The organism is Nocardia sp. NPDC102475 (assembly GCF_055584605.1).
The window spans coordinates 49287-60803 of sequence record NZ_JBVJLS010000026.1; the positions used below are offsets into that span (position 1 = coordinate 49287).

At 65.7% G+C, this 11517-nt stretch carries 13 protein-coding genes; 7 read left to right on the top strand and 6 right to left on the bottom strand.

Translation table 11 applies throughout. The annotated features are described in order from the left end of the window. Positions 1–156 precede the first annotated feature (156 nt). Positions 157–861 carry an ArsR/SmtB family transcription factor gene (locus ACZ60G_RS35360; RefSeq protein WP_465815759.1) on the bottom strand — a complete coding sequence of 235 codons (705 nt, stop codon included), beginning with the start codon at positions 859–861 and terminating at the stop codon, positions 157–159. 138 nt (positions 862–999) lie between these two features. On the opposite strand from ACZ60G_RS35360, the gene ACZ60G_RS35365 reads away from it, so the two are divergent. The 5 genes from ACZ60G_RS35365 to ACZ60G_RS35385 all read left to right on the top strand — a co-directional run bounded on the left by ACZ60G_RS35365 (position 1000) and on the right by ACZ60G_RS35385 (position 3940). Further along, positions 1000–1569, top strand: a complete 570-nt coding sequence (locus ACZ60G_RS35365; protein WP_465815761.1) for a dihydrofolate reductase family protein — start codon at positions 1000–1002, stop codon at positions 1567–1569. A gap of 9 nt (positions 1570–1578) precedes the next feature. Next, positions 1579–1920: a YciI family protein gene (locus ACZ60G_RS35370; RefSeq protein WP_465815763.1), complete on the top strand. Its 342-nt coding sequence runs from the start codon at positions 1579–1581 to the stop codon at positions 1918–1920. Beyond that, positions 1917–3137 (top strand): RNA polymerase sigma factor, encoded by a 1221-nt coding sequence (locus tag ACZ60G_RS35375; RefSeq protein ID WP_465815765.1) that lies wholly within the window; start codon positions 1917–1919, stop codon positions 3135–3137. Before ACZ60G_RS35370 ends, ACZ60G_RS35375 begins: the two co-directional genes overlap by 4 nt. A gap of 199 nt (positions 3138–3336) precedes the next feature. After that, on the top strand, positions 3337–3669 hold the full coding sequence (locus ACZ60G_RS35380) for a type II toxin-antitoxin system Phd/YefM family antitoxin (RefSeq protein WP_465815767.1): 333 nt from the start codon (positions 3337–3339) through the stop codon (positions 3667–3669). 10 nt (positions 3670–3679) lie between these two features. Beyond that, complete coding sequence (locus ACZ60G_RS35385; RefSeq protein ID WP_465815769.1) at positions 3680–3940, top strand: Txe/YoeB family addiction module toxin; 261 nt, start codon at positions 3680–3682, stop codon at positions 3938–3940. A 78-nt stretch (positions 3941–4018) separates the two neighbouring features. Here the strand turns inward: ACZ60G_RS35385 and ACZ60G_RS35390 are convergent, their stop codons facing one another. After that, the gene (locus tag ACZ60G_RS35390) at positions 4019–4510 is read right to left on the bottom strand and encodes a pyridoxamine 5'-phosphate oxidase family protein (protein ID WP_397054906.1); all 492 of its coding nucleotides are present in this window, start codon (positions 4508–4510) and stop codon (positions 4019–4021) included. Between the two features lie 62 nt (positions 4511–4572). Between ACZ60G_RS35390 and ACZ60G_RS35395 the strand changes: the two genes are divergently transcribed. Continuing rightward, a complete protein-coding gene (locus ACZ60G_RS35395) occupies positions 4573–5553 on the top strand; it encodes a helix-turn-helix transcriptional regulator (RefSeq protein WP_465815771.1) in 981 nt (326 codons plus the stop codon). A 30-nt stretch (positions 5554–5583) separates the two neighbouring features. Here the strand turns inward: ACZ60G_RS35395 and ACZ60G_RS35400 are convergent, their stop codons facing one another. Beyond that, on the bottom strand, positions 5584–6741 hold the full coding sequence (locus ACZ60G_RS35400; RefSeq protein WP_465815773.1) for an epoxide hydrolase family protein: 1158 nt from the start codon (positions 6739–6741) through the stop codon (positions 5584–5586). A gap of 63 nt (positions 6742–6804) precedes the next feature. Here ACZ60G_RS35400 and ACZ60G_RS35405 point away from each other — a divergent pair, with 63 nt between their 5' ends. Next, positions 6805–7824 carry a helix-turn-helix transcriptional regulator gene (locus ACZ60G_RS35405; RefSeq protein WP_465815775.1) on the top strand — a complete coding sequence of 340 codons (1020 nt, stop codon included), beginning with the start codon at positions 6805–6807 and terminating at the stop codon, positions 7822–7824. Here ACZ60G_RS35405 and ACZ60G_RS35410 read toward each other — a convergent pair. Genes ACZ60G_RS35410 through ACZ60G_RS35420 form a run of 3 tightly spaced genes read right to left on the bottom strand, consistent with a single transcriptional unit; the run spans position 7817 to position 11513 of the window. Continuing rightward, the gene (locus ACZ60G_RS35410) at positions 7817–9268 is read right to left on the bottom strand and encodes a GntP family permease (protein ID WP_465815776.1); all 1452 of its coding nucleotides are present in this window, start codon (positions 9266–9268) and stop codon (positions 7817–7819) included. The two genes, ACZ60G_RS35405 and ACZ60G_RS35410, sit on opposite strands and share 8 nt — an antisense overlap. Positions 9269–9279: 11 nt before the next feature. After that, complete coding sequence (locus tag ACZ60G_RS35415; protein ID WP_465815891.1) at positions 9280–9879, bottom strand: bifunctional 4-hydroxy-2-oxoglutarate aldolase/2-dehydro-3-deoxy-phosphogluconate aldolase; 600 nt, start codon at positions 9877–9879, stop codon at positions 9280–9282. A gap of 23 nt (positions 9880–9902) precedes the next feature. Further along, positions 9903–11513 (bottom strand): N-acyl-D-amino-acid deacylase family protein, encoded by a 1611-nt coding sequence (locus ACZ60G_RS35420; protein WP_465815778.1) that lies wholly within the window; start codon positions 11511–11513, stop codon positions 9903–9905. Positions 11514–11517: the final 4 nt, after the last annotated feature.

An 11517-nucleotide genomic window follows, 5' to 3' on the forward strand; every position in this document is an offset into this window, starting at 1 on the left:
AAGCCCATTCATGAACGGGGTCCTGCTCTACCGATCCTGTCCCACGTCACCAGGCGGTTCCATAACGCCCGGGCAGTGATACCCGGGACGGTGGCGGGTCAATCGTGTCGATGAGATTCGGCACTCGATCGATCCTGCGCGGAAACGGGCGCGGTGTCAGCCCACTGTTGCGGGATCGATACCGAGCGCCTCGCGCAGACCGATCTCACCCTGCTGGGTGAGGCGGACAGCGCGGCCGGATCCGACGCGTCGCACCCAATCCAGCGCGTGCAGTCGGCGGCACAGTTGTGCGCCCGCGGCACCGCCGAGGTGGGTGCGGCGTTCGGTCCAGTCGAGGCAGGGGCGGGCAATCGGGCGGCGCGTCCGCAGTGTGTCCGCCTCGACGCCCATCGGCCCCGTCAGCCATGCCATGCCCGCCTCGGTGAGGGCGAAGCCGCCTTCGTCATCGAGCAGTTCGCGCTCGGTCATGGCGGCGGTGATCGCGACACCGAGTCGGCCCGCGAGGTGGTCATAGCAGGTTCTGCCACGGGCCAGGGCCGCCGCCGCGGTGGACGCGCGCAGCGTCGTGGGTTCCGGGTGCACCGGTTCCAGATGGGCGACCATCGTCTCCAATAACTCGGCAACCTGTGGGCTCGCCAGCTGCACGTAGCGGTGCCTGCCCTGACGGCGTTCGATGAGCAGACCGCCGTCGAACAGTTTGTTCAGGTGCTCGGTCGCGGTGGACGGCGCAACTCCAGCGTGGCGTGCCAGCTCACCCGCCGTCCAGGCGCGACCGTCGACCAGTGCCAGGCACATATCGGCACGGGTGCGGTCGGCCAGCAGGGTGGCCAGTCCGGCCAGTTCGGCTCCTCGGGTTTGCACCACACCATGATCGCGCCGGGATATTTCGGCGGGCACCGAAATATCCGACCGATTTCTGTCCGTGGTGTCGATTCGCCATAGGGCCGTTCGTGTAGGTAGTGAAGCCGGTAGCCGACCGGCCAACGGAAAGGACTCCCCATGAGCAAGATCATCGCGGTCGAGCACCTCACCCTGGACGGCGTCATGCAGTCCCCCGGCGGGGCCGATGAGGACACCCGGGACGGCTTTCGCCACGGTGGCTGGGCGCATCGCCACGACGACCCAGTGCAGGCCAGGGTGATGGGCGAACATATGGCGACCCATCACGGTGCGCTGTTGCTCGGACGGCGGACCTACGAGCAGTTCTACGGGTTCTGGCCGCAGCAAACCGACAATCCGTACACCGAGGTGCTGAACAAGACCGAGAAGTTCGTCGCGTCCCGGACGTTGACCGAACCGTTGCCGTGGGAGAACTCCACGCTGCTCGGCGGCGACGTCGTCGACGCGGTACGCGAACTGCGGCAGGATCTCGTGGTGCTCGGCAGCGGCGATCTGCTGCAAACGTTGATGCGCGACGATCTCGTCGACGAGTATCTATTGCTGATCCATCCGATCGTGGTCGGCGGCGGGCGGCGGCTGTTCGTGAGCACGGAGCTCGGCGAACTTCGACTCACCGACAGCGTCAGCACTCCCACCGGCGTCGTGATCGCCACCTACCAGCGGGGATGAGGAGGAGTCGTGAAGGAGTATCTGCTCAGCATCTATCAGCCCGATGACAGGCCGCCGCCGGACAATCTCGACGAGATCATGCGCGATCTGTACGCGCTGAACGACGAGATGCGTGCCGCGGGCGCCTGGGTTTTCGCTGCGGGCCTGCATGCGCCGAGCACCGCCACCGTGGTGCGCGCCCAAGGCGACGACGTGCTCGTCACCGACGGCCCATATATCGAAACCAAGGAGCACATCGGCGGATTCACCGTCATCCAGGCGGCCGATCTGGACGAGGCGCTCGACTGGGGCAAGAAGATGGCCGCCGTGATCACCCTGCCGATCGAGGTCCGGCCGGTGGCCGATCATTGAACACCGGCGCCGCGATCGCGGCCGTATTCACCGAACACTACGGCCGCGCGGTCGCCAGCCTGATCCGCGTCTTCGGCGATATCACCATCGCCGAAGACGCGGTGCAGGACGCGTTCACTGTCGCCGTACAGCGCTGGCCGACCGATGGACTCCCGCCGAGCCCGCCGGGCTGGATCATCACGACCGCGCGCAACCGAGCCATCGATCGCCTGCGGCGCGAGGCATCTCGCGATGACCGCCATGCCGAGGCCGCACTTCTGCACGCCGACAACGAACCCGACGATATGAGCGCCGTCCAAGACGACCGTCTCCGCCTGATCTTCACCTGCTGCCACCCGGCACTGTCGCTGAATGCCCAAGTGGCACTGACATTGCGACTAATCGGCGGTCTCACCACACCTGAAATCGCCCACGCCTTCCTGACTTCCGAATCGACCATGGCGCAACGGCTCGTCCGTGCCAAGGGCAAGATCCGCGACGCCCGCATCCCCTACCGAGTCCCCCGCGACGCCGACCTACCGGCCCGCCTGCGCGCCGTCCTGGCCGTCATCTACCTGATCTTCACCGAGGGCCATACCGCCACCTCCGGTGATCAGCTGGTTCGAACCGACCTGTGCGCCGAGGCAATCCGCTTGGGGCGCTTACTCATCGAGCTGATGCCCGACGAGCCGGAGGTACTCGGGCTGCTCGCACTGATCCTGCTCACCGAATCGCGTCGAGCCGCCCGCACCGCACCGGACGGGTCGCTCGTGCCGCTGCCCGAGCAAGACCGTCAGCGCTGGGACCGCACCCTCATCACCGAGGGACATGCCCTCGTCCGAGAGTGCCTGCGGCGCAACCAACCCGGCCCCTACCAGATCCAAGCCGCAATCAACGCCGTGCACGCCGACGCCCCCGATCCGGAATCCACCGACTGGCAACAAATCCTGCGACTCTACGACCAATTGGCCGCCATAGCACCGAGCCCAGTGGTGGCGCTGAACCGCACGGTCGCGGTCGGTGAAGTCCAGGGTCCTGATGCGGCGCTCACGCTGCTCTCTGAAATCGACCTGCCGAATCACCATCTGTACCACGCGATCCGCGCCGACCTCCTCCGCCGACTCGGTCGCACCGCAGAGGCAATTCAGGCCTACGACGCCGCCATCGCCTACACAGAAAACATCGCCGAACAGACCTTTCTACGGCGGCGCAGGGATGAGCTCGCCTCAGCCAACTGATGCCGAGCATTGCAGAAGATGACCACCGACTGGCGAGTAGTTCATTCGCCGCGGAGTTCTAGGGTTCATACGATGCCTGATGCGCTCATCCTGAGGGGGCCGGTGGATCGGGCGGCGATCGCGCGCCGCCTGGCACCTGCAGCGCTTTAACGACCTATCCAAGCTGTACAGATTTCTGTACAGTAGAGACATGCGCCCAATGACCTACACCGAAGCCAGAGCCAAGCTAGCCGATGTTCTCGACACCGCAACCGAAGATATGGAAGAGGTCGTGATCACCCGCGCCGGACATGCACCCGCCGTGGTGATCGCCCTCAGCGAGTACGAAGCGCTAAAAGAGACCGCTTACTTATTGGGCAGCCCCGCGAATGCGCGGCGCCTCGAGTCTGCAATTGCCGCATACCGGGCCGGCGGTGGGACACCGCGCGAACTGGCCGATGTACCTGACGATGACGACGAGCCAGCACCCAAGCCTGCCCAGAAAGCCCGCAAGGCGGCGAAGACAGCCAAATCTCCAAGGGCAAGGCGGTGAAGGCGAGCCAGTGAAACTCACCTTCATGGACGAGGCATGGGAAGACTACCAATGGTTCCTGGCAAACGACCGAAGAACGTTGCGGCGTATCAACACTCTGATCGAGGACATCAAACGCAACGGATATGAGGGTATCGGCAAGCCGGAACCGTTGCGCCACAATCTGTCTGGGCTCTGGTCGCGTCGCATCACCGGCGAGCATCGCATTGTGTACAAGATCGACGAAGGTACGGCGGTCATCTTCGCATGTCGCTACCACTACGGCGAGTAGCGAGCCCATGAAAGCGCGCCGATTGATCGGCGGTGATCACTGCCGAACTGCGTCAACTGATCACCGCCAACCGAGCGCTCAATGTTTGCGCACCACCCGCTCGCCCTGTCCGGGCTTCCAGATGGTGATGTCCAGGTGATCGTCGGTGACCTCGACGGTGGAGGCACTGGTCAGGTCGGCGGTGTAGAAGTGGTCGAATTCTTGGCCGCGGATGTCGAAGCCGGTTTCGTCGAACAGTTGCTGGGCGAAGCGGGCGTGGACTTCCTTGTCGGGGAGGTCGATGACGGTGCCGAAGAGCTTTGCGTCACCGTCGCCGACTTGGGTGTCGACGGTTGCGGTGTGCAGGCAGAAGCGCGGGTCGCGGGCGAGATCCTTGAATTTGGTGGTGTTCGGCATGCCCGCGATTACCAGCATGCCCTCGAAGATTCGCGGTTCTATGGGGCTGATGCGGGGGAAGCCGTCGGAGCGCAGGGTGCCGAGCATGCAGAGATTGCCGGTGGCCTGGTGTCGACGAGTGAAGACGGTGGCGATGCGTGGCGCTTCTTCGGTGAACTGGCTCCATGTGGTCATGGGATCGACGGTACGAGCAAAACTTGACACCTTCTGTCAGGTTTTATGGCTAATCTCGAATCATGCGAGCGAGTCGACTGGTGCAGCTGTTATTGCTGCTCCAGACCCGCGGCCGGACCACCGGGCCGGAGCTGGCGCGCGAGCTGGAGGTGTCGGTGCGCACGGTGTATCGCGATATCGAGGCGCTGTCCGCCGCGGGCGTACCGATCTATAGCGAACCGGGTCGGACCGGCGGCGTGCGGCTCGTCGACGGGTACCGCACCCGGTTGACCGGTCTCACCACCGAGGAAGCCGATGCGGTACTGCTCGCCGGACAACCCGCGGCCGCTGCCGATCTCGGACTCGGCACGGTATTGGCGACCGCGCAGCTCAAAGTGCTCGCCGCACTGCCACCCGAATTACGCGGCCGGGCAACACGAATCGCGGAGCGTGTCCACGTGGACGCGCCGGGCTGGTTCCATCGCCCCGACGAAACACCAACGCTCGCAGTGGTTGCCGATGCCTTGTGGCACGACAGGCGGCTCGATATCCGGTATCAGCGCAAGGATCGAGCCGTGGAACGCCGCTTGGATCCACTCGGCCTCGTATTGAAAGCCGGGACTTGGTATCTCGTCGCACGGGACGGATCAGCCATCCGCTCCTATCGCGTCAGCCGTATCGCCTCGGCCGAGCAGGTCGGCGAATCCTTCACGCGGCCAGACGATTTCAACCTCGCCGAGCATTGGTCGGAGTCGGCCGACGATTTCGCCCGATCGATGCTGCGAGTGCGGGCTCGCTGCCGGATCGCGGCCGCCCAGCTGCGACTGCTCCGGCTGATGAACGAGCCCGCCGCGGTCGCCGAGGCGATGGCATCGGCCACCGAACCGGACGCCGAGGGCTGGGTCGAAGTGACCATTCCCTCGGAGTCCTACGAGGTTCTGGCGGGGGCGATCCTGCCGCTCGGCGAGTTCTGCGAGGTTCTCGACCCGCCGGAATTCCGCGACCGGCTCGCCGCGACGGCCTTCGCTATGGCCGAACGCTACCGAGGCCCGCACGGCCCCTGACTTGCGCAAGCCGCACGGTCGCCACCACGCTCAGCGCAGCGAGCGGAAGAACGCGCGCACATCGTCGGTCAGCAGGTCCGGTGCTTCCATCGCGGCGAAGTGACCGCCCCGGTCGTACTCCGTCCAGCGCACGATGTTGTGCTGCTGCTCCGCGAGTACGCGAATGGAATTGTCACCGGCGAATACCGCGGACGCAGTCGGCACGCCGGAATTCCGCGCAGGCATCCCCCACGAGTCCCCCTCCCCGTACAGCCGGATCGAGGAGACGAAGGTCCTGGTGAACCAGTAGAGGCTGACATTGGTCAGCAGCGCGTCGCGATCCACCGCCTCGTCGGGCAACTCGAGCGCGGGATTGGTCCAGCGCTGAAAGAGATCCACGATCCAGGTCAGCAAACCGGCGGGCGAATCGTGCATGCCGATCGCCAGGGTTTGCGGACGCCCCGCCTGCACCATCGCATAGCCGAACCGGGTGTAGCTCTCGCTTCCGGTGAGTTTGTCCAGCTTCGCCAGATCCTCCGGGCCGTACTCCGGTTCCGTACCGCCGGCGCTCCAGGACGGCAGCGTGATCGGCCCGTTCACATGGATGCCGAGCACATGGTCGGTGGCGATCCGTCCCAGTTCGGTCGAGACGAAGAAGCCCGCGTCGCCGCCCTGCGCCCCGTACCGGTCGTAGCCGAGCCGGGCCATCAACTTCGCCACCACCTGCGCGAACTGCTCGGTCGAACCGTCCCCGACCTTCGGCCCGGGCTCCGAGAAGGCGAATCCGGGCAATGACGGAATGACCAGATGGAACGCATCGGCCGGATCACCGCCGTGGGCTCGCGGATCGCTCAAAGGTCCGATCACATCGAGGAATTCGATGAACGAGCCGGGCCAGCCATGGCTCAGTACCAGCGGCACGGCATCGGGTTCGGGCGAGCGGACGTGCAGGAAGTGCACCCGCTGCCCGTCGATATCGGTGACGAACTGCGACAGCTCGTTCAGCCGCGCTTCGACTGCGCGCCAGTCATATTCGGACCGCCAGTAATCGGCGAGCTCCTTCATATACGAAATCGACGCGCCCCTGTCCCAACCGCCGCCCGGGATTTCATCCGGCCACAAGGTATTCGCCAGCCGGGCGTGCAGATCGTCGATCTGGGCCTGGGGGATCTCGATGTGGAAGGGGCGGATGTCCTGTTCGGTGCTCATGAAAGCGACGGTATGACCTCCTTAGGACAGGATCGTTCCTAAGCATCTGACATTCTGGATTTCGTGTTGGAAACCTCGGCGCGCCTGCTCAAACTGCTCGCCCTGCTGCAGACCCACCGCGACTGGACCGGGACCGAACTCGCCGAACGACTCGGCGTCACCGGCCGCACGGTCCGCCGCGATGTGGATCGGCTGCGTGAACTCGGCTACCCGGTGCACGCCACACAGGGCACCGCTGGCTATCGGCTCGGCGCCGGGGCCGCACTGCCGCCGCTGCTGCTCGATGACGAGGAGGCCGTTGCGGTGGCGGCCGGGCTGCGCAGCGCCTCCGACGGCACGGTCGCGGGCATCGAGGAGGCATCGCTGCGCGCGCTCACCAAACTCGAGCAGGTGCTGCCGCCGCGCCTGCGCCACCGGGTCCGCACGCTGCGTGGCGCGACAGTCCGGGTCGGGACGCCCGACGCAACGGTCGAACCGGACACCTTGATGGCCGTCGCCGAGGCCTGTCAACGGCACGAGCGCTTGCGCTTCGACTATCGCGCACACAGCGGTGCTACCACCCGTCGTACGGTGGAGCCGCACAGCCTGGTGCACTTCAGCAGGCGCTGGTACCTCGTCGCCTGGGATGTCGATCGCGATGACTGGCGCACGTTCCGAGCCGACCGCATCTCGCCACGAACCCCAACCGGCCCGCGCTTCACTCCGCGCGAACTTCCGGAAGGCGATGTCGCGGCCCACCTTTCGCTGCGACTGTCCTCGCGGGCTTGGCCGCATCAAGCAATTGCCCTGCTGCACAAATCCGCCGAGGATGCCGCGGCGAATGTCTGGCCCGGTATGGGCGTCATCGAAGCAGTCGACGACCACAGCTGCCAACTGCACGTGGGGGCGGATTCGCCGGAGGCGCTGGTCTGGATTATCACCTCGGTCGATATCGACTTCACACTGCTCAGCGGCCCACCCGAACTCGCCGCGGCCATTCGTGCCCAAGCCGACCGCTGCACCGCCGCGCTACAGAACTTCGACTGCACGAATCGACCAGCCCGGCACCGGGATCCGACGCCGGGCTGGAGCGAGTTCAGCTGACAATCGCGAACAGCACCGCCGCGACCGCGAAGCTGACCACCGAGAGCACAGTTTCGAGCACCGTCCAGGTCTGCAGTGTCTGCTTCACCGTCAGGTTGAAGTACTTCGAGATGATCCAGAAGCCACCGTCGTTCACATGGCTGAGGATGATCGACCCCGCCGCGATCGCCATCGCGATGAGTGCAATGGCCATCTGCGAATAGCCGTGCCCGGTTACCAGCGGCGCGACAATGCCGCCGGTGGTCACGATGGCAACGGTGGCCGAGCCCTGTGCGATCCGCAGACCGCAGCTGATGATGTACGCGAGCACGATCACCGGCAGACCGGCGGCCGACATGGTGTCGGCGAGTGCGGTGCCGATTCCGGTGGCGGAGATGACCTTTCCGAAGAACGCACCCGCACCGACCACCAGCAGGAGCATGCCGACTGGCTTCAGCGATTCCGCGGTGAGCGTACTGAGCTCCTGCACGCTGGAACCGCGCCGCACACCGAGCAGATAGAACGCGACGAGCACGGCGATCAACAGCGCCACGGCAGGTGTGCCGAGAAAGGTCAGCACCTGCAGCAGCCGCGAATCCTTGTCCAGCCATTGGCTGCCGAAGGTCGCACCGAGGATGAGCACCAGCGGAATCGCGATAATGCCGCCGATGAGCCCGACCGCTGGCGGGCGGGTTTCGGTGCGGACAGTCTCCGGATCGGTTGCGGTGCCCGGACCTTCGCCCTTCGCCGCGGACTCGGCCTCCGGCCGCACCAAGAACTCGGCAGGCACCTCGACCTGTACCCGCTTGCCGATGTAAGTGCCCCACACGATGCCCGCGGCGATGAAACCCGGTAAGCCGCAGACGAATCCCATGATGATCAGCCATCCCAGGCTCACCCCGAGCAGTCCACCCAGTGCCACCGGACCCGGATGCGGCGGCAGAAACGCGTGGGTCATGGACAGACCGGCCAACATCGGCATGGCGTACAGCACCAGCGATCGCCCACCGCGCTTGGCGGCCACATAGATCAGCGGCGCGAGCACGAAGATGCCGATATCGAAGAAGACCGGGATGCCGAAGATGAGCCCGAGCAGACCCATCGCGACCGGTGCGCCCTTCTCACCGAAGATGCTCAGCAGCTTGCCGGTCAAAACATCCGCACCACCGGAGCGTTCGAGAATCGCGCCGAGCACCGTGCCGAGGCCGATGATGACCGCGATATGCCCGAGGATGCCGCCGAAACCGGTCTCCAGCAGCGAATCACCGGGCTTGATCGCCGTACCGACGATCTTCGACACCGGTAGTCCGGCGGCGAGCGCCAGCCCGAGTCCGGTGAGCAGCAGCGCGATGAACGGCTCCAGCTTGACCTTGATAATGGCGAACAGCAGTACGGCAATCGCGAGACCGCACAGCACCAGCAATCCGGGTGTGGTGGTGCGCAGCCAGTCGACAGTGGTGCCCATGTGGGTACCTCTCAATTCATGGATCGAACGAATGACGCCGCACGCGAGGCGATTTCGGACCATCGGCCCGCGGCGACGTCGGATGGGGCCACGACATCGGTACCCGCGGTCACGGCCACGGCTCCGTTGGCGAGGAATTCGGCGGCATTGCCCGCATTGACGCCCCCGGAAGGAATCAGCGCCACATCAGGGAAGGGACCGCGCAGGTCTTTCAAATAGCCGGGACCGAGTGCCCTGGCGGGGAAGATCTTCACCGCGGCGGCGCCGAGGTCGAGTGCGGTCAGCACCTCGGTGGGCGTGAAAGCGCCCATGACGACCGGAATGTCGCGTGCGGCCGCGACGGCCGCGACCTCCGCGCGCACACCGGGCGTGACGAGGAACCGTGCACCGTTGTCGATCGCGGCCGCGGCCTGATCGGCATGCAGTACGGTTCCGACGCCGACGACAGCAGCGGGAGCCGTCGCGGCGATACGCAGGTAATCGAGCACACCCGGCGTCGTGAAGGTGAGTTCCAAGGTGCGAATCCCGGAGCGCGCCAGCGCATCCGCGAGCGCCAATGGATCCGGAATCTCCGGCGCCCGCACCACAGTCAGCACGCGGTCGGCGCGCATGACTTCCAGAGCGCTCGTGGCGTTCAATATGTCTCCTTCCGCGTGGCATCCATGCGCAGCGCGCGGCCGGCGAGCTTGCCGGTGGGCGCACCGTTCTCGATGGCGAATTCGCCGTTGACCAGCACGTGCTGAATGCCGCGCGCCTGCTGCTTCGGGTTGTCGAAGGTCGCGGTATCGGTGATCGTCGATGGGTCGAACAGCACGAGATCGGCTGCGTACCCGGTGAATACGTGTCCGCGGTCGCTCAGCCGCAGCCGCTCGGCGGGCCGACCGGTGAGGTGGTGCACGCACTCCTCGAGCCCGAGCACACCGAGTTCGCGAACGTAATGGCCCAGATAGCGCGGGAAGGTGCCCCAGGCGCGCGGATGCGGCCGACCACCGACGAGCAGTGCGTCACTGCCGCCCATATGCACCGGGTGCACCATGATCGCGCGCACGTTCTCCTCGTGCCCGACGTGCTGCAGAATGGTGGTGGCCAACTGATCTCTGCGCAGCAGGTCGAAGAACACCGCGACGGGTGCGCGATCGGCATCGGCCGCGATTTCCGCGACGGTCTTACCGACGTACTGCCCCAGCTCCGCATTGGCGACACCGCTGATTTGAATGGTCTCCCATTCGACCGTGACGCCGTGGCAGCCGTCGGAACCATTCACGTTCACGTCCAACGTGATTCGCGCGCGCATCCCGGGATCATCGATGCGAGCTAATGCCGCATCCGGGCCACCGGACATCGCCCAGCTCGGCAGCAGCGCCGAAAGTGTCGTGGAGCCGGGGAGGTACGGATACGTGTCGAGGGTGATATCGCACCCTTCGGCCCGGGCGGCATCGATCAGCGCCAGGAATTCCGCTGCGCGCCCGCGGTTCACGCCGAAGTTCATGGTCGCGTGGGTGAGATGCAGCGCGCACCCGGTGCTGCGAGCCAGGCCGATCATCTCGGCGTATGCCGCCAACGCGCCCTTACCGTAAGAGCGCGTATGCGGCGCATAGAACCCGCCGTATTCCGCGACGATCTCGCACAGCGCCGCCAATTCCCCGGTGTCCGCGTACATTCCGGGCGTATATGTGAGCCCGCTGGACATGCCGACCGCACCCTCGCGCAGTCCCTGCGCGAGCAGGTCCCGCATCCGCCGGATCTCCGCCACCGTCGCAGGCCGCTGCTCGCTACCGACGACCAGCAGCCGCAGCGTGCCCTGCGGTACGAGATACGCGGCGTTCGGTGTTATGCCCTGATCGAGCCGGTCCAGATACTCCGCGACCGTGCGCCAGGAGAAGTCCAGATCGGTGGGATTGCCGTTCCATCCGGCGATCTGACGCCGCAGTACCGCCAGCGTGGCGTCATCGATCGGGGCATACGAAAGCCCGTCCTGTCCGATGACCTCGGTGGTGACGCCCTGGCTGATCTTCGGGAAATGACCGGGCTCGGTGAGCAGATGCAGATCGGAGTGCGCGTGCATATCGATGAAGCCGGGGGCGAGCACCGAACCGGGCGCGTCGATGAACCGGGCCGCCTCGGTGATCGTTCGCGGGTCGGCGATAGTGCTGATCCGTCCCCGATCGATGCCGACATCGGCGCGGAAGCGTGGCGCTCCGGTGCCGTCTATGACATCGATATCGCGAAACACTAAGTCCGTCATGGCC